At 70.3% G+C, this 17,038-nt stretch carries 13 protein-coding genes and 2 pseudogenes; 3 read left to right on the top strand and 12 right to left on the bottom strand.

The features are described from left to right. Nucleotides 1–12 precede the first annotated feature (12 nt). The 5 genes and pseudogenes from fbaA to ABZZ79_RS23085 form a co-directional block, all read right to left on the bottom strand. A complete protein-coding gene (gene fbaA / locus ABZZ79_RS23105) occupies nucleotides 13–1,035 on the bottom strand; it encodes a class II fructose-bisphosphate aldolase (RefSeq protein WP_356691500.1) in 1,023 nt (340 codons plus the stop codon). Between the two features lie 160 nt (nucleotides 1,036–1,195). Further along, nucleotides 1,196–1,744 carry an orotate phosphoribosyltransferase gene (gene pyrE, locus ABZZ79_RS23100; protein ID WP_356691498.1) on the bottom strand — a complete coding sequence of 183 codons (549 nt, stop codon included), beginning with the start codon at nucleotides 1,742–1,744 and terminating at the stop codon, nucleotides 1,196–1,198. A gap of 10 nt (nucleotides 1,745–1,754) precedes the next feature. Next, complete coding sequence (locus ABZZ79_RS23095) at nucleotides 1,755–2,543, bottom strand: aldose 1-epimerase (RefSeq protein ID WP_356691496.1); 789 nt, start codon at nucleotides 2,541–2,543, stop codon at nucleotides 1,755–1,757. Nucleotides 2,544–2,752: 209 nt separating this feature from the next. Next, entirely contained in the window at nucleotides 2,753–3,670 is a 918-nt protein-coding gene (locus ABZZ79_RS23090; protein WP_356691494.1) for an SRPBCC domain-containing protein, read from the bottom strand. 55 nt (nucleotides 3,671–3,725) lie between these two features. Next, nucleotides 3,726–4,085 (bottom strand): annotated as a pseudogene (locus ABZZ79_RS23085) (response regulator transcription factor); the annotation flags it as partial. A 47-nt stretch (nucleotides 4,086–4,132) separates the two neighbouring features. On the opposite strand from ABZZ79_RS23085, the gene ABZZ79_RS23080 reads away from it, so the two are divergent. After that, the gene (locus tag ABZZ79_RS23080) at nucleotides 4,133–4,276 is read left to right on the top strand and encodes a hypothetical protein (RefSeq protein ID WP_356691492.1); all 144 of its coding nucleotides are present in this window, start codon (nucleotides 4,133–4,135) and stop codon (nucleotides 4,274–4,276) included. Nucleotides 4,277–4,435: 159 nt separating this feature from the next. Here the strand turns inward: ABZZ79_RS23080 and ABZZ79_RS23075 are convergent, their stop codons facing one another. The 3 genes from ABZZ79_RS23075 to ABZZ79_RS23065 all read right to left on the bottom strand — a co-directional run bounded on the left by ABZZ79_RS23075 (nucleotide 4,436) and on the right by ABZZ79_RS23065 (nucleotide 7,392). Then, nucleotides 4,436–6,070, bottom strand: a complete 1,635-nt coding sequence (locus ABZZ79_RS23075) for a polyamine aminopropyltransferase (RefSeq protein ID WP_356691491.1) — start codon at nucleotides 6,068–6,070, stop codon at nucleotides 4,436–4,438. Between the two features lie 107 nt (nucleotides 6,071–6,177). Beyond that, a complete protein-coding gene (locus ABZZ79_RS23070) occupies nucleotides 6,178–6,699 on the bottom strand; it encodes a DUF2617 family protein (RefSeq protein WP_356691490.1) in 522 nt (173 codons plus the stop codon). Between the two features lie 420 nt (nucleotides 6,700–7,119). Continuing rightward, the gene (locus tag ABZZ79_RS23065) at nucleotides 7,120–7,392 is read right to left on the bottom strand and encodes a hypothetical protein (RefSeq protein ID WP_356691488.1); all 273 of its coding nucleotides are present in this window, start codon (nucleotides 7,390–7,392) and stop codon (nucleotides 7,120–7,122) included. A gap of 356 nt (nucleotides 7,393–7,748) precedes the next feature. On the opposite strand from ABZZ79_RS23065, the gene ABZZ79_RS23060 reads away from it, so the two are divergent. Together ABZZ79_RS23060 and ABZZ79_RS23055 are read left to right on the top strand one after the other, a co-directional pair. Continuing rightward, entirely contained in the window at nucleotides 7,749–8,915 is a 1,167-nt protein-coding gene (locus ABZZ79_RS23060) for a pyridoxal phosphate-dependent aminotransferase (protein WP_356691486.1), read from the top strand. 273 nt (nucleotides 8,916–9,188) lie between these two features. Beyond that, nucleotides 9,189–9,804: pseudogene (locus ABZZ79_RS23055) on the top strand (transposase); the annotation flags it as partial. A 356-nt stretch (nucleotides 9,805–10,160) separates the two neighbouring features. Here the strand turns inward: ABZZ79_RS23055 and ABZZ79_RS23050 are convergent. From ABZZ79_RS23050 to ABZZ79_RS23035, 4 genes are all read right to left on the bottom strand, one after another. Further along, nucleotides 10,161–11,393 carry an IS4 family transposase gene (locus ABZZ79_RS23050; RefSeq protein WP_356691484.1) on the bottom strand — a complete coding sequence of 411 codons (1,233 nt, stop codon included), beginning with the start codon at nucleotides 11,391–11,393 and terminating at the stop codon, nucleotides 10,161–10,163. Between the two features lie 586 nt (nucleotides 11,394–11,979). Continuing rightward, nucleotides 11,980–12,426, bottom strand: coding sequence for a hypothetical protein (locus ABZZ79_RS23045; protein WP_356691482.1), 447 nt, complete (start codon nucleotides 12,424–12,426; stop codon nucleotides 11,980–11,982). A 41-nt stretch (nucleotides 12,427–12,467) separates the two neighbouring features. Continuing rightward, nucleotides 12,468–16,022 (bottom strand): DNRLRE domain-containing protein, encoded by a 3,555-nt coding sequence (locus ABZZ79_RS23040; RefSeq protein ID WP_356691763.1) that lies wholly within the window; start codon nucleotides 16,020–16,022, stop codon nucleotides 12,468–12,470. Then, complete coding sequence (locus ABZZ79_RS23035; protein ID WP_356691480.1) at nucleotides 16,019–16,987, bottom strand: hypothetical protein; 969 nt, start codon at nucleotides 16,985–16,987, stop codon at nucleotides 16,019–16,021. Before ABZZ79_RS23035 ends, ABZZ79_RS23040 begins: the two co-directional genes overlap by 4 nt. Nucleotides 16,988–17,038 lie beyond the last annotated feature (51 nt).

Raw genomic sequence — 17,038 nt, 5'->3', positions numbered from 1 at the left:
GCCCACCACCGCTTACTTGATCTTCGTACCCGAAGACCGCAGGTTCGCACAGGCCTGCACGATACGCTCGGCCATCGACGCCTCGGCCAGCTTGCCCCAGGTCCGCGGGTCGTAGGTCTTCTTGTTGCCGACCTCGCCGTCGACCTTGAGGACGCCGTCGAAGTTCCGGAACATGTGCGCGGCCACGGGCCGGGTGAACGCGTACTGCGTGTCCGTGTCGATGTTCATCTTCACGACGCCGTTCTCCAGCGCGGTCGCGATCTCCTCCTCGGTGGAGCCGGAGCCGCCGTGGAAGACGAAGTCGAACGGAGAGGCCTTGCCGTACTTGGCGGCGATGCCGTCGTTGAGCTCCTTCAGCAGCTCGGGGCGCAGGACGACGTTGCCCGGCTTGTAGACGCCGTGGACGTTGCCGAAGGACGCGGCGAGCAGGTAGCGGCCCTTCTCACCCAGGCCGAGGGCCTCGACGGTGCGGATGGCGTCGTCGACGGTGGTGTACAGCTCGTCGTTGATCTCGTGGGTGACGCCGTCCTCCTCGCCACCGGTCGGGGTGATCTCCACCTCGAGGATGATCTTCGCGGCGACAGCGCGCGCGAGCAGCTCCTGGGCGATGGCCAGGTTGTCGGCGAGGGTCTCCGCGGAGCCGTCCCACATGTGGGACTGGAACAGCGGGTTGCGGCCGGCCTTGACGCGCTCCTCGGAGACGGCGAGCAGCGGACGGACGTAGCTGTCGAGCTTGTCCTTCGGGCAGTGGTCGGTGTGCAGGGCGACGGTGACCGGGTACTTCTCGGCGAGAATGTGCGCGTACTCGGCGAGGGCCACCGCGCCGGTCACCATGTCCTTGCTGTACTGACCGCCCAGGAACTCGGCGCCGCCCGTCGAGATCTGGATGATGCCGTCGCTCTCCGCCTCCGCGAAGCCGCGCAGAGCCGCGTTCAGGGTCTGGCTTGAGGTGACGTTGATGGCCGGGTAGGCGAACTTGCCTGCCTTCGCCCGGTCGAGCATCTCGTTGTAGACCTCGGGGGTTGCGATGGGCATCTGTCCGCTCCTTGTATGTGCGGGTGGGCGTTACTGGTGCTTACGGCCCTGACCTAGACCATGGGGTGGGGGCGACGTCATCGTCGGCCCCATCTTTCCAGACTCGGCCGGTAGGTTCAGGCGCGGTCCGAGGGGCGGTCGCTACTGACGAGTAGGACGATCAGTCCAGCCCGAGCTCGTCCTTGGAGTACGCGAACAGGTACGGCACTCCCGCCCCGTCCTGGATCTTCTCGGCGGCGCCGGTGGCGCGGTCGACGATCGTCGCCACGGCCACGACCTCCGCGCCGGCCTCGCGCACGGCCTCGACGGCGGTGAGCGGCGAGCCGCCGGTGGTGGAGGTGTCCTCGACGACGAGCACCCGGCGGCCCTTGATGTCCGGGCCCTCGACGCGGCGCTGGAGGCCGTGCGCCTTGGCGGCCTTGCGCACGACGAAGGCGTCCAGGCGCCTGCCGCGGGCGGCGGCGGCGTGCAGCATCGCGGCGGCGACCGGGTCGGCGCCCATGGTGAGCCCGCCGACCGCGTCGAAGTCGAGGTCGGCGGTGAGGTCCAGCAGCACCTGGCCGACCAGCGGGGCGGCCTCGCCGTCGAGGGTCACGCGACGCAGGTCGACGTAGTAGTCGGCCTCCAGACCCGAGGAGAGCGTCACCTTGCCGTGCACCACGGCCTTGTCCTTGATCTGCGCCAGCAGTGCGCCACGTGCATCCGTCATGCCGACCAGCTTAGAGCCGCCGCCAGCTCCAGGTCGTCGTGGCCTCCAGCGGCTCCAGCGGCGTGACCAGGCGCGGGAGGGTGTTGAGCCCGTTGGGCGGGCCGGTCTGCGGCTCCACGCACACGGCGGCCTCCTGCTCGTCGTAGATGACCACCCACTGCTCGGGGCTGGTCACCTTCAGCTCCAGCAGCCCGGGCCAGGTGAGGGTGACGTCGACACCGTCGGGCATGCCGAAGCAGTCGTCCCAGGGGCCGGACTTGGGGTCGATGCGGTGGCCGGTGGGCAGATGGTCGTCGCCGCGCTCCTCCTGCCAGGCGGCGTCGAAGGCGAGGTCCGCGTCGGTGCCGTCGAGGGTCCGGTTGAACCAGGGGTGCCAGCCGATCTGGGCCGGGAAGGAGGAGTCGTACGTCTCCACGGACATGGTGAGCGTCAGGGAGTCGGGCGTGAGGGCGACGGCCTGGGTGACGCGGCCGGTGTAGGGCCAGGGGTCGACCAGGTCGTAGGTGATGACGGCCTCGTCCGCCGAGACGCGGGCCACGGACCATGCGCCGTCCCGGGCGGTGCCGTGAATGGCGTGCGGTGGCGCGTTGAGCGGCATGCGGTGCTCGACTCCGCCGTTCAGGAACCGGCCCTCGCGGGTGCGGCCGCACCAGGGGACCATCGGGAAGCAGCCGTAGTGGTCGCCCTGCCTCAGCAGTTGCACGCCGTCGACGCGGAGGCCGCTCACTCGGCCGCCGCCCGCGGGGGTCACCGTCAGTTCCGCTACGCCTGCGGTCAGCGTGATCTCGTCGTTACTCACGAGGCGACCTTACTTCGGTGAACTCCCAGGTGGGGGGCGGTGGCCGATTGTGGGCGCCCGTAGGCCGTATCGGACAGCCCGCGGGCTCCCCACGCCTTCCCGAGTCGCGCGGGACTGCTCGCGCGGCTTCCCCACGCCTCGCCGAATCGCGCGGGACTGCCCGCGCCGCTCCCCACGCCTTCCAGAATCGCGCGGTTCGACGGCAGGCCCTAGAGACGGCGGCGGTGCCGCAGTGCCCTCCCCGCCACGATCACGGTGGCCACGACCAGAGCCGCGGCGGGCCCCGCCCAGCGGAGGGTGGAACCCGGGGCGATCGTCTGCGGCGCCGGGACCGGCGCGTAACGCCCGCGCGGCGGGGCGTGGTCGACCTCTTCCGCACTGCGGCCGATCATCGTGCGACGGGCGTGGGCGGCCTCTGCGGGGGGTTCGGCCGAGTCCTCGACGTCGTCGGCGAGCGGATCCAGGGAGGACGGCGGAATCTCCGTCTCGAAGACGGACGCGGAGGCGCCCTTCTCGGACTCCTCGACACCGGCCTCCTCGGCGCCGGACCCCTCCACACCGGCCTCCTCGGCGCCGGACCCCTCCACGCCGGACTCGCCGGCGCCGGACTCCTCGGCCTCGGACGACTCCCCGCCCTCAGGCCCCTGCACGGCCTCGGGTCCCTGCACGGCTTCGGGCGCCTGCACGGCCCCGGGCGGCTCCACAGCCTCCCCGCCGTCAAGATTCTCCACGAACCGGTTCAGCAGGCGCGTCACCGCCGTGGCGACCGCGTCGTCCGCGAGGTCCGCCGCCCGGCCGTCCACGGTCCCCGTGCCGGTGAAGGCGACGGCCGCACCGTCGTCGGTGTCCCGCACGCTGAGGATCAGTTCGAACCTCACCGCACCCGTGCCCCGGGACTCGACCGCCTCGCCCTGGACGGCGTACGTGCCGTCCTCGCGCGCGGTCACGGACGCCGCGCCCCGGTAGGTGATGCTCGTGCCGCCGATCCGGACCTTGAGGCGGCCCGCGACGGGCTCGGCGCCCGCCTCCTGCTGGAGCCCGGGGAGCGCCCGGGCGACCCGCGCGGGGTCGGCCAGTGCCGCCCGCACCCGCTCGCCGGAGACCGGCACACGCACCTCATGCTCCATGTCGGCCGAGCCTACCCAGCCGGGGCCCGAAAACACCCTCCCCGACGGGGCCGGATCACTCGCTCGCCTCGCCCGGCGCGACCAGCCCCGTCTCGTACGCCACCACCACCGCCTGGGCCCGGCTGGTCAGGCCCAGCTTGGTCATGGTGCGGTTGAGGTGGGTCTTGACGGTGGCCTCGCCGATGAAGAGACGGTCGGCGGCCTCGGCGTTGGTCAGACCGCGGGCGACCAGGCGCGGCACCTCGGCCTCGCGGCCGGTCAACGCCTTCAGGCCGGGCGGGGGTTCGCCGGCGGAACGAGTGCCGGAGCGGCTGGTGTAGGCCTCGACCAGACGCCGGGTGACGACGGGCGCGAACAGGGCGTCGCCGCCGTGCACCGCGGCTACCGCGGCGAGCAGGCGTTCCGGCCCGGCGTCCCCTCCCCGGCAGGAGGACCCTCGGGTTCGCCTCGCGGAACTTCCTGGTGGACTGGGGCAACGGCACGGTCGGCTACATCGGCGAGAAGCACACGCTGACGTTCAAGCGCGGCGGCGGCAAGTACCAGCTGAAGGTCAACAACACCCGCGGCTGGAAGGTGGCGTCGTACAGCACACTGAACGTCGTCTGAGCCACTGCGACAGGGGATCGGCGGCCCGTTCCCTGCCCCGCGGGGCGGGGAACGGGCCGCCGGCGTGCGGGGCGCACCGTGGACCCGGGGCGCGGGAACCGGGCGTGCCCGAGGGCACCCGGAGCCCCGACAGCCCCTGGCGCCCCGACAGGCTGGGGCCTAGTACCTGGGATGGACGAGCGTCGACACCGGCGCGTCCGCGATCCGGGTCCGTTCCGCGGCCCGTGCCCCCTCGGCCAGCGCCGCGCGGCCGGGCGCGCCCGGGGTGCCGTCGGAACCGAGGGCCGGCGGGCCGTCCGCGGCGGCGAGGACGAAGCCCCAGTCGTGCGGGGCGCGGGCGGCGCGGGCGGTGCGGTCGGGGCCCGCGGCGAACCCGGCGGCGCGGCCGTCGACGCGGTAGGGCGAGGTGGCCAGTCCGGCGGCGCGCAGGGTCGCGTCGACCGTCCAGAAGGCGTGCGGCCGGGTGGCGACCGGGCCCGCGTGCACGACCAGCCGCCCGTGGTCGGCGAGGGCACGGCGGGCGAGGCCGTAGAACTCCTGGGAGTACAGCTTGGTGCTGGCCGTGATGCCCGGGTCGGGCAGGTCCGAGACGATCACGTCGTACGCCGACGAGGGCGCCCCGCGCAGCCAGCCGAAGGCGTCGGCGGTGCTGACGTGGACGCGCGGGTCGTCGTAGACACGCCCGTTGAGGGCGGCGAGGGCCGGGTCGCGGCGGGCCAGGCGGACGACGGCCGCGTCGAGTTCGACGATGTCGACGCGGACGACGCCGGGGCGGCGCAGCACTTCGCGGGCGGCGAGGCCGTCGCCGCCGCCGAGGATCAGCACGCGGGCGTGCGGGCCGTTCATCGCGGGGTGCACCAGGGCCTCGTGGTAGCGGCGTTCGTCGAGGCCGCTGACCCGCAGCCGGCCGTCGAGGAACAGGTCGAGGGGGCGGCCGTGGGTGCCGCCGGTGAGGACGACCTCCTGCACCCCGGTCTGGAGCGCGACCCGCACGTCACGGCCGTACACCGCCTGCCGCGCGGCCCGCTCGAAGTCGTCGACGAGAACGGCCGCGGCGGCGAGTACGCCGAGCACTGTGAGGTTGGTGAGGATCAGCAGCCAGCGGGCGCGGCGGGTGAGGTCGCCGCGGAACAGGCCGAGCACGAGGGCGCCGCCGACGACCACGTTCACCGCGCCGGTGAGCATGGCGCCGGTCAACTGGCCGAGGAAGGGCAGCAGCAGAAAGGGGAAGGCGAGACCGCCGACGAGGGCGCCGACGTAGTCGGCGGCGAACAGGTCGGCGACCGCACCGCCCGCGTCCTGGCGGCGGATGCGCTGTATCAGCTCCATCAGCAGCGGGACTTCGGCGCCGATGAGCAGGCCGGTGGCGAGGGAGAAGGCGACCAGCAGGGTGCGCGGGCCGGCCGCCCACAGCCCTCCCCAGGTGCCGGTCCAGGCGAACACCGCGTACAGCGCCATCGCGCTGCATCCGCCGACGAGTGCCAGCAGTGCCTCGATCGCGCCGAAGCCGACGGCCGCGCGCGGGCGCAGCCGTTTCGCGGCGAGCGAGCCGACGCCCATCGCGAAGACCATCACGGACAGCACGACGGAGGCCTGGGTGACCGAGTCGCCGATCAAGTACGAGGCGAAGGCGACGAGTTCGAGTTCGTAGACCAGCCCGCAGGCCGCGCAGACGAACACGCACGCGAGGACCAGGAAGCGCCCGGTGCCCTGCCGTACGGGCAGCGGTGCGGGTGCGGGCCTGCGCCAGGGGGGCGGGGCGCCGGGTGGCGCCGGTGCGTGCGGTTCGATCACGACTGCGACGTTACGTGACGCGTCCGGCACGCTTGGTCACCCACACGTGTGGAACTGGGAGTTGGCTGTACGGGGGACGTTTCGACACCGCCCGCCGCCCGGCCGCGTCATGCGGCTGTGGCCGGCTCACGTACGCCCACACGGGTGCGGGTCGCCACCAACTGCCCGTCCTGCGGGTACGCGTGCCAGGTGCGCCACTGCACCTGGCCCTCGTGCCGCTGGGCGAGCAGGGCGGTGAAGGCGTGCGGACTGCCCGGGAAGACGCCCGCGAGGCCGTTGGGATGGTCGGAGACCAGGGCCAGAAGTTCGGAGGCGCGGCCCGCGAAGGAGCCCGGGGAGAGCACCTCGACGCGCGCGGCGAACTCGTACTCCCAGTCGCCGACGCGCTTGGCGACGCCCAGCGGCAGGGGCGTACTGCTGCCGGGAATGCATGCCACCGTTTCCGAACAGGTGACCTGGTCCTCCTCCAGGAGCACCTGGTGCGACGCTCCGAGGAGTCTCAACTGCAGCTTCGCCCTCGTCAGTTCCAGATCGAGGGTGGCCAGGGCGGGGAGCGGTTCGCGTCCGAGTGCCCAGGCGAGGTCGGCCGCGCGCGTGTCGGTGTAGGAGGTCTTCAGGGTGGTGAGCATGGATCGGCTCCGCTAGCACGCGAGAGAAAGGCGGTGTGTGGGTCCGGCGGCCCCGGTCGCACCGGGAGTTCGGCGGTCACACCGGGAGTTCGGCCCCGTCAGCCCAGTCGGGGAGGGTCCGCGGGGACGTCCGAGGGGCTGCTCAGGTGATGTAGAGGGAATCATGAACCGCGCCCCCGCCACAGCGTTTTCACCCAAGTTCGTGCGGTTTCCATCCCTCAGAGGGCCCCACAGCTCAACTGTTCAACCAGGGCGTACGCCTGATCGGTTACGGCGCGCGCCGGAGCGGCCCGGAACGACCCCGCGACGCCCCCGGGAAGAACCCGGGAAGCATCCGGAAGAACGGCGCCCGCCGGGGTCGTCCCCCGGCGGGCGCTCGGCGCGGATGCGCTCCCCCGTTCGAAGCTCAGCTGCCCCGTGTCAGCTGCCTCCACCGCATCCGCCACCCCCGCCGCACGACGAGCCGCCCCCGCACGACGAGCTGCTGCCGCACGACGAGGAACCGCCGCAGGAGCTGCCGCCGCCGCTGTCGCCGGCCCACCACCCACCGTCGCCGCCGCCCCCGCTGCTGCGACGGTGGGTGCGCGTGGTCGTACGCCGGCGGTTGTGGCGCTGCCGGCTCTCGCTCAGGGAGGCGACGAACGCCACCAGGACGACGACGGCGACCGCCGCCAGGATGATGCCGAGGAACATGGCGTCACCCTCCTTCCGATTCCCCCGAAGCGGCCCCCCGTGGGCGCCTCGTTCCTTGCGTGACTCGGGGATGCCCGCCGCGTGAACGCGCCAAAGCAGAGTTGAGGAACTCCAGAGGTTCGGCGCAGGATGGCCGCCATGACCTCCACCGCGCGCCCGCTCCTGAACCGTCGGCTCGCCGAGTTCGGGACGACGATCTTCGCCGAGATGTCGGCCCTCGCCGCATCGAGGCCCGTGTCTTCCCGCCGGGGGACAGCCGCCCTCGATGGTCCCCACGCCGCGCGAGGCCACGACCAGCCATGAGTCAGGATGGTCCCCGGAGAACCGACAGGCACCCGCGTGAGAACGGTGGAGACATGAACGCCAGGCCCCTGCTGAACCGAAGGCTGGACGGACTCGGGACGACGATCTTCGCGGAGATGTCGGCACTGGCGACCGCGACGGGCTCGATCAACCTGGGCCAGGGCTTCCCGGACACCGACGGGCCCGAGGAGATCCGGGAGGCCGCCGTCCGCGCCCTGCGGGAAGGGAAGGGCAACCAGTACCCGCCCGGCCCGGGCATTCCGGAACTGCGCGCCGCGATCTCCGACCACCAACAGCGCTTCTACGACCTCTCCTTCGACCCCGGCACAGAGGTCCTGGTCACTGCCGGCGCGACCGAGGCCATCGCTGCCACCATGCTGGCGCTGCTGGAGCCGGACGACGAGGTCATCGCCTTCGAGCCCTTCTACGACTCCTACGCCGCTTGCATCGCGATGGCCGGCGCGAAGCGCGTACCTCTGACCCTCCGTGCCCCGTCCTTCCGCCCAGACCTCGACGAGCTGCGCGCCAAGATCACCCCGCGGACCCGTCTGCTGCTCCTCAACACCCCGCACAACCCGACCGGGATGGTTCTCACCGCCGACGAACAGAGCGCCATCGCCGCACTCGCCATCGAGCACGACCTGCTGGTCGTCACCGACGAGGTGTACGAGCACCTGGCCTTTGAGGGCACCCACCGCCCCATCGCGGCCCTACCCGGCATGCGCGAGCGCACGGTCACCATCGGCTCGGCCGGCAAGACCTTCTCCTTCACCGGTTGGAAGGTCGGCTGGGTCACGGCGAACGGCCCGCTCGTCTCCGCGGTCCGGACGGCCAAGCAGTACCTGACTTACGTCAGCGCGGGCCCCTTCCAGTACGCGATCGCCGAAGCGCTGCGCCTGCCGGACGCGTACTTCGACGGCTTCCGCGCCGATCTCCGCCGCAAGCGCGACCTGCTCGGCGACGGACTGCGGGCAGCCGGGTTCGAGGTCTACCAGCCCCAGGGCACGTACTTCATCACCACCGACATCACCCCCTTCGGCGAGAAGGACGCCTACGCCTTCTGCCGCGCCCTCCCCGAACGCTGCGGCGTCGTCGCCATCCCCAACTCCGTCTTCTACGACGATCCCAACGCCGGTCGCAGCCAGGTCCGGTTCACCTTCTGTAAGAAGGACGAGATTCTCCACGAGGCCGCCGACCGCCTGCAACGCCTGGCGTCCTGAGCTCACAGCCCTTCGCCCCGACGAGCCCGCGGCAAGACCGTCACCGGCGTGAGCGGGTCGACTTCCAGGCAGGTCTGCACTCGAACGGTGGCAGACCTGCCGATCGAACTCGGCAGCAGCCAGTACCCCATAGCGTCGCCACAGTGGAGTACAGACACGTAACCCAAGGCGTGCCGCTTCAGGAGTACCAGCTAACCTGCGCGTTTCACTTGCGGTGGTGTCCGGATCTTGACCAGAAAAGCGAAAGTGCCTTCTGAGCTGGGACGATGAGACTCCGAGCCGGTCCGCCGTGCGATCTGGGCCCTGCCCGAGCAGGTCTGGCACCCCGCGCTGGAACAGGACGGCTCCTTGCGCCACGGCGCGCAGGTCGCCGAGCTGACCGGCACGGTCGACCTGGACGGCTACCCCGTCGGCACCCGGATCATCGTGCGGCGCGAACGCCCACACCCCGGCGCCCAGCTGTCGTTGCTCGACCTGGACGAGGGCATGCGTCACCAGGTCTTCCTCACCGACACTCCTACGGCGAAGGCTCCGTGCAGCAGCTTGATTTCCGCCACCGCGCGCGCCCGCGTCGAAGACCGCATCCGCTGCGACAAATCCACCGGCTTCGGCCGCTTCCCCTCCCGCCACTTCCAGATCAACGTTGCCTGGCTCGAACTGGCTCTCACCGCCGTCGACCTGCTCGCCTGGGCCCAAACACTGTTGCTGGAAGCCGGAGCTGGCAACCGACGAGCCCAAGAAGCTCCGCTACCGGCTGCTCCACGCAGCCGCCCGCCGCACCCGCGGCGGACGCCGCCTCCGCCTGCGGATCTCCGCCACCTGGCCGTGGCGGCACGAGCTGGTGAACGCTTTCGCCTGCCTCGCGGCCCTGCCGAGACCGGCTACCTGACCAGCGGATTCGTCCCTGAGCGCCTACTACGTGAGGACCTGGTGCACTCGACTGAGCGTCGGGCCCCAGCCATGCCCACGGGCGAGAAACAGCCGACAGCCACGGCCCATTGCGATCGGTTCGGCTCAGCCGACCCAACCGAAACGGCGAGGCTAGCTTCAATACCGGTAACTTAGGGCTTTGGTGACCGCTTGGCCCGTTTGGGTTTGGTGGCGCCAACGATGGTGACGGCCGCAGCACATGGGCGGTCTGCAACGCGGTGGGCAGCGCGTTTGAGGGGCCAGCTGGCGACTTTGCGTTTGATGACGCGGGGGTTGGCCCGGCGGCGTCGCCGTGGCAGGAGGCGTTCGAGGAGTTCAGCATGGGTGGCTTTGACCGCGCGGGCGAGTCGGCCGGGGGGAAAATGCCGCCTGGTCGGTGACCTGGCGGCGCACGACGCGCAGTGAGCGGGTGAAGGAGATCCGGTCGGGGTCCCGGTCGGCTTGTCGTGCGGCCTGGTGCATCAGGTGCCGGATCGCATGGTGGACGAGCAGAAAGCCGTAAAGTTCCTGCTCGGCCCCGTCGGGGTGCTGCGAACGCAGTACCAGGTGCGACCCGCCGAGGTGGGTCTTGATTTCGTCGAGGGTGGACTCGAACTCCCATCGCTGGGCGTAGAGGGCGGCCAGTTCCGCGGCTGGGGCCTTGTCCGGGTCGAGAATCGTGGTGATGAGCCGGTAGACGCCCTCATGGCCGGCGATGGTGTATTCCACCGCGCGTACCGGCACCCCACGACGGGTGTGGTGGATGTCGCTGCGATCGAAGATCTCGGTGAGATACGAGCCGTCCGACAACTGCTCGACCACCGGCAGCACGAGGTCTTTGCGGACTCGCCCCAGCAGGTCCGCCCCCGTGGCCGCGGCTGTGCGCCACAGGTCCACGCCGTAGAAGCCACGGTCGGCCAGCAGCAGCATCCCCGGTCGCAGGGACACCATGACCGCCCGGGCCAGAGTTTGCTCTCCGGTGCGCAATCCTCCGGTCGCAGCATCGAAGACGGCGTGGGTACCGCACTCCACCAGGCCGACCATGCGCAACTGCGGGTAGCCGACGTCCTGTTCACCACGACCGGAGCGGGGCGGACGGCCGAACGCCTCCACGTTCGCCTTCGTGTCGGGCAGGTCGAATGTTGTGCCGTCGATCGCGGTCAACCGCCAGTCGCGGTAGAAGGCGCCCCGAGTGTCCGGTGTGGCAACCGGACGGCACACCCGCGCGAACAACTGCCGCAACGGCGCCACCCCCAGCCGCGACCTGGCCTTCCAGATCGCCGCCGTACTCGGCACCACCCACGGCGTACGCCAACGCCGCGCACCCTGCAAACCTGCGGTCAGCAGCCGGGCGACCTCCTCATAGCTCTGCCCGGAGAACAGGCACATCGCCAACACGAAGTAGACCACCAGCCGGGCCGGCAACAGCCGGTTCCGCTGCTGCACCCGACCCGTCTCCGCCAACACCTCGTCCACAAGCGACTGAGGAAACGCCTGTGTCAGCACCCCGACCGCGACCCGGTCCGACAACCGCTCACCAGATGACTTCGACTGACCCGCTCTTGCCACGCCAACAACAACGGCCGGATTGCCCCTAAGTTACCGGTATTGAGGCTAGCTTCTCGCGGGCCTCGCCCGGGGCCAGCGGGCGGAGCTCCTGACCCGCGGCCATGGCGGCAGCGGTGGCCGCTGCGACCACAAGCTCCAACGGCATACCCTGACCCCGCGCTTGTGCCAGCCCCACCATCAAGTGCCGCATCCACGGGTCGCCGTTCAGCGTGGTCCGCAGGGGCAGTTCCAGCAGGTGCGGCAAGCTCTGCGGCAGTCGGGCCACCGCCTCGGCGGGATTCAGGGGTACACCGGTTCGCAGGAAGTCGGCGAAGAGTGCTGCGACGAGGAAGGTGGTGCGACCGGGCTATGAGCGATCGCGGTGGCGACCGCACGGGCTACGGACTCACGAAGGGCGAGTTCGGGCAGCATTCGGCATCGTTCCGGCAGCATCGGATGGTCCGCAGACATCGACGAAGCTACTGGTGAGGGGCTCGCTCTCACCTGGCCGGTTGGATGGGCTGTCAGTCGTGAGGATGCCGAGCAGGGTGCTGGCCTGATCAGCGCCCCTCCACAGCCGGATGCCGGCTGTGGAGGGACACGCGTGTCAGGAGGATTCGGAGGGTGAGGCCAGTGACTTGAGGTGATCGCGCCACGCAGCGGTCACACTTGACGGGATTTTCGTGGTCAGCCCGCCTTCTTTGGTGAAGGCGAGGCCCTGGCTGTAGGCGCCGCCGCCGCAGCCGTCGGACTGGCGGGTGAGCTTCACGTCGGAGGAAGCGTCGATCTCGGGACTGCTACTTCCCTTCGGCGTGACTCGAAAGCGGACCGTGCCGAGGTCGGCGTCCACGTCGTCGGGAAGAGGCAGGCTCACTCGGGTGATGTCTTCCTGTTCGAGCTTGTCCTTGACGCATCTGCCCCCTGCGCACAGCTCGTAGGAGGCGCCCGCGAGGTCGGTGTAGCCCTGCTGGAGGAACATCACGCCGATTTGAGATGTGACACCGACGCCGGCGCACGGCTTGGAGCTGCTGCACGCCGACGCGGTCACCGCCACGACGGAGACCATTGCCAGGACTCCCAGCCTCACCGTTCGTCTCACCACTTCTTGACCCCTCCCGGGAGTGCCTTTTCGGCCAGAGCGATGTCCGTGAAGAACACCGTGCACTTGCCGTCCCACCCGTCACTGCACTCGCCGTCGTCGCTCACCGACTTGCAGCCCGCACCCGAGATGATGCCCTTCGCGTTGACGTGGCCGTTGGACTTCACGGTGTAGACGGGTCCGCCGGAATCACCGGAGATGACGCATGCTCCCGAGTTCTTCTGGCCCACGGTCAGGTTGTGCGCCACGTCCCCGTTGTCGTACTTGAACCGCTTCCTGGTCTCCGTCACCTTCCAGCCGCACAACTCGCTGGAGCGGCCGCCTCCGGTGCAGAACTTCTGTCCCTTCGACGACCGTGTGGTGAACCGGTTGTCCACCCGCCGCATCACACTGTCGTGCTGGTAGATACGTGCGGACACGTTGTACTTGTTCTCGATGACCTCGATCAGCGAAAGGTCTCCCGAATAGTAGTTCTGGCCGGAGAGTTTCACCGAGCCCTTGCCGTTGGCGTAGTTGTCGACGTCGACGAAGCCGACGGTGACCGAGTTGTCGGTGCCGGTGTTGTCCCAGCTGTCCATGTATCCGTCGGCGTAGGTGCAGTGCCCGGCGCTGACGATGTAGGGGTTGCCGTTGTACGTCCAAGCGAAGCCGGTGGTGCATGCATTGAACTTCCCCGCCGCATCGCCCGAGGCCCAGTGGGACTCGTAGCCTGCTCCTCCCTTGTAGGGGTTCGTGTCGGTCCAGCGGGTCGAGGTCTCCTGGAGCTGAGTGACGCCGGGGTTAACGCGGACGGTGACGGTGTCAGTGCCGTATCGCTGGCCGAGCCCGTCGGTGAGTTCGGGGTTGTCTGCGGCGATCTCGACGACGACCTTGTTGGTCTCGGCGTCGACATCCGCACTGGCGAGCGCGGAGGCACCGGGAAGGTCGTCGTCGTCGAGCAGCAAGACCTCGTCGGCGATGGAGTCGAGTTGGGCCTGGCTGTGGTCGACGACCTTGGTTGTGGGGATCACGGTGGCGTCGGTGGTGGTGACGGTGCCGGCCACGTCGTCCTCAGTCGTGGTGGTGCCGTTGGCAGCCTCGTCCGCGTCGTCCACGGTGGTGTCGTCGCCTCCCTCGTCGACCGGGACGTCGGTCAGGGAGATCGTCGCGGTGGCGTCGGCCTTCGCGTCGCTGTCGGCGACCGGGGCGACGATCCTGCCGGTGTCCTGGTCGAGGTAGGGCGGTGCGAGGGTGTCGGGAGACGCCTCGGCCCGGTCCTCGGCCGTCTCCAGCGCGTACGACTCGACGGCGGTCGGTGAGGCCAGGCTGTCGAGGTCGGTGCCGTCGTCGGTGACCTCGACACGGTTCAGCAGGACGGCAGCGGACGCGGAGGGCGCCGGGGCGTTGGCGCCCGTGAAGGTCACTCGCAGCTGGAGGTCTCCGTCGTCGGCGACGGCGTCGGTGGTCCAGGTGAGCGCCGGGGTGACACCGGCGGTCAAGGCGACCGGCCAGGTGACGGCGGTGCGGTCGGAGGCGAGGGTAACGGCGGAGGCCGGGATGTCCGACCAGTTGTCGCTGTCGCTGCGCCGGTACTGGAAGGTGGCCCCGGCCAGGTCTGCGGGTCCGGCCGCGGTGAGGGTGACCGAGTGGCCGATCTCCTCGCCGGACAGTGGCGTGGTGAGGCCGGCGGCGCCGACGTGGAAGGTGTAGACGGTCGCGGCGGATGTGTTGCCGGCCTTGTCGGTGGCGGTGACGGTGAGCTTGTGGCTGCCCTCGCTCGCCGGGGTCAGTTCGATCGCGGTGGCCGCGGCGGAGGCGGCGACCGTAGTGGCCGTACCGCCGTTCAGGGCGTAGGTGAAGGTGTCCAGGCCCTTGTCTGCGGACGTCAGTGTGAACGTCCCGGTGTCGCCCACGTCACCGGCCCAGGCGTCGTCCGGGAAGTCCGGTGAGGAGACCGTGGGCGCGGCGGGCGCGGCGGTGTCGACGGTGAAGCGGTAGTGGGCCGCGGGTCCCCAGGTTCCGGCCGAGTTGACGACGCGGACGTGCAGGTACCAGGCGCCCTGTGCGACGGTGGCGCTGTAGCTTGCGGTCGTGGAGTCGGCCGTGGTGTCCGGGACGGTGGTGGCACTGGAGTCCACGGTGTAGCTGTAGCCGGTTGCGGTGGCGCTGGTCGTCCACGTCGCCTTGAAGGCGGTCGCCTTGTAGGCGGCCGTCTGGTCGGGGTGGGTGGAGGAGGTGACCGTCGGCAGCAGGCCCAGGGTGGAGTCGACCGTGAAGGCGTAGTGGGCGGCGGACGCGGACCAGTTGCCCGCCTTGTCCCTGGCTCGGACGTGCAGGTACCAGGTGCCGTCGGCGCTCACCGTGGTGGTGTAGGACGCGGCGCTCTGCGTGCCGGTGCTGCTGGGCAGCGTCGTGCTGCTCTGGTCCACGGTGACCGCGTACGCGGACACACCGGAGGTGTCGCTGGGTGCAGTCCAGGCGAAGGCGGCCGTCCGGCTCGCGTACGTGGATGCGCTCAGCGGGTGCGTGGACGAGGTGACGGTCGCCGCGCCCGGGGCCGTCGTGTCGACGTTGAAGGGGAAGGTCTGGGTCGGTGACCACAGGCCGGCCGCGTTCCGGGCCGCCGCGTGGACGTACCAGGTGCCGTCGGTCCGGTCCGTGGCGGACACGGCCGTAGAGGTCTGGGTGACCGTGGTGCCGGCGCTGGTGGCCGGGCTCTTGTCGACCTTGACCGCGTACCCGTTGATGCCACTGGTGTCGTCGGCGCTGAGGGTGCCGGTGAAGTCGTCGGCATACCAGTTGGCCGACGAGCCGTGGCTGCTGCTGGTGATGGCGGGCGCGGCGGGGGCCGTCGGATCGACGGTCAGGGTGCGCCAGGCCGACCACGCCTTCGACAGGTCGGTCGTGTCGTACGCCTTGACCCGCCACTTGTACGTGCCCGCGGGCAGCGTGCCCGAGGTCCAGGTGCCCATCCGTCCGGACAGTACGTACTTGGAGTTGCCGGTGGTCTTACGGGTCGTCAGGCCGCTGTCCCAGACCTCGAAGGTGTAGCGGAGCTGGTCGGAGTCGGCGTCCGTCGCCCTGGCCCACAGGGTGGGGGTGGCATCGGCAGTAACCATTCCGCTGAGCGGGAAGAACTGAAGGGCGGTGCTCGGGTACGAGTTGTAGGTGACGGTGAGGTGCGGCTCGGTGGCCGAGTCACCCGAGGCATAGTTCGCCGACCGGAAGCGGCGCCAGGTCAGCGAGTCGGTCTCGCTCGCGCCACGCACCTGGATGCCGTAGTTCGTGGATCCGTCGGCCCAGGACTGGACGATGCCGTCGATGTCGAAGTTCATGGTGCCGGCCGGGCAGTCGTCCGAGTAGCCCTTGGCGGCGGTGTTGGTGACCGCGCCCGTGGTGGTCGTCGAAGGCTGGTCGTCCCAGGTCACGCTCGACGACGACCAGGACGAGATGATCCGCCGCACCTGGGTGCCCGCGCCCGACGTCGAGCACGAGGAGGACCAGTACGAGTACAGGGCCAGGTTGGTGTCGGTGATGTGCTTGCCCACGAAGTCCGAGACGTCGAACTTCAGGTACGAACGGGCCTTGGTGGAACCCCCGTTGTACGTCCCGACTTCAACTCGGTCGACGAGATCTGCGAGTCGGTGTAGTTGGTGGCCACCCAGGTGTCCGTGGTCACCGCGAGGGTAGAGGTCGGATCCACCGTCACCGGGTAGGTGGCCGTGGCCAGGAAGTCCGCGTTCGGGGTGAGGACCAGGGTCTGCGACCCATCTGCAGCGGTCTCGATGTCGGCGTCCACCCGAGCCTGGTTCTCCGGCTCGCCGGACAACTCGTCCCTGCTGGAGTCCCACATCATCGGTGCGGGCGCCTCGGCCACCAGGTCACCGGAGGAGTCCTTGAGCAGCAGGTGCCCCGAGTCGGCCTCGGAGAGGCGAAGCCCGTGCAGTTCCAGGGGGATCCGGTACGACACCGGTCCGTCCGGGGCCCGGTCGAGGAGCACGTTCTGGGAGAAGCCCTGGGGCAGCGCGGTCACCTGGAGCGTCTCGCCCCCGCTCAGCGCGTACGAGGCGGTGTCGCCGTCCACCGTGGGGGTGGGCAGCTTGTCCTCCCAACCGAGCCCGAAAGACTTGCCGTCGTCCGACACCGAGGCCAGATCGGTGTCACCACCGTCGGAGACCGCGATGTCTGCGGCCGCGGTCTCGGGCTTGAGGTCGGCACCGCTGTCGGACAGCGTGGTGTCGATGTCCTCCCACTTGCCGTCCTCCTTCACCCGGACCTGCGCGGCGAACGCCTCCGCCGTGAGCGTGCCGTCGGGATTGGCATACGTAGAGCCCGTCTCGGTACGCTCCGAGAGGATCTCGATACGGCGGTTCTCGGCCTGGGCAAGCACACGGGCCGTGCCCTCGTCCTCGGCCTCCGCCAGACCGAAGTCCCGCTGCTCGGTCGCAGCAGAAGCGGTGGAGCCAGAAGGCGTGTCGTCGGCCGCCGCCTGACCGATAGATGACAGAGCACCACCAGTCAGGGTGAGCACCAGCATCGCCGCAGTGACGGCTGTTGTGCGCGTTGACCTGCACCCGCGCCTGCGCCC

Origin of the sequence: Streptomyces sp. NPDC006458, from assembly GCF_040612135.1 — a bacterium.
GTDB lineage: Bacteria > Actinomycetota > Actinomycetes > Streptomycetales > Streptomycetaceae > Streptomyces.
This window is presented reverse-complemented; position numbering and strand designations above follow the sequence as displayed.

What these genes read in the sequence shown, in the direction of transcription:
- pyrE (WP_356691498.1), bottom strand. Translation starts at nt 1,744, where the DNA reads ATGACGGATGCACGTGGCGCACTGCTGGCGCAGATCAAGGACAAGGCC.
- ABZZ79_RS23035 (WP_356691480.1), bottom strand. Translation starts at nt 16,987, where the DNA reads ATGCTGGTGCTCACCCTGACTGGTGGTGCTCTGTCATCTATCGGTCAG.
- ABZZ79_RS23090 (WP_356691494.1), bottom strand. Translation starts at nt 3,670, where the DNA reads ATGGAGCATGAGGTGCGTGTGCCGGTCTCCGGCGAGCGGGTGCGGGCG.
- fbaA (WP_356691500.1), bottom strand. Translation starts at nt 1,035, where the DNA reads ATGCCCATCGCAACCCCCGAGGTCTACAACGAGATGCTCGACCGGGCG.
- ABZZ79_RS23070 (WP_356691490.1), bottom strand. Translation starts at nt 6,699, where the DNA reads ATGCTCACCACCCTGAAGACCTCCTACACCGACACGCGCGCGGCCGAC.
- ABZZ79_RS23060 (WP_356691486.1), top strand. Translation starts at nt 7,749, where the DNA reads ATGAACGCCAGGCCCCTGCTGAACCGAAGGCTGGACGGACTCGGGACG.
- ABZZ79_RS23065 (WP_356691488.1), bottom strand. Translation starts at nt 7,392, where the DNA reads ATGTTCCTCGGCATCATCCTGGCGGCGGTCGCCGTCGTCGTCCTGGTG.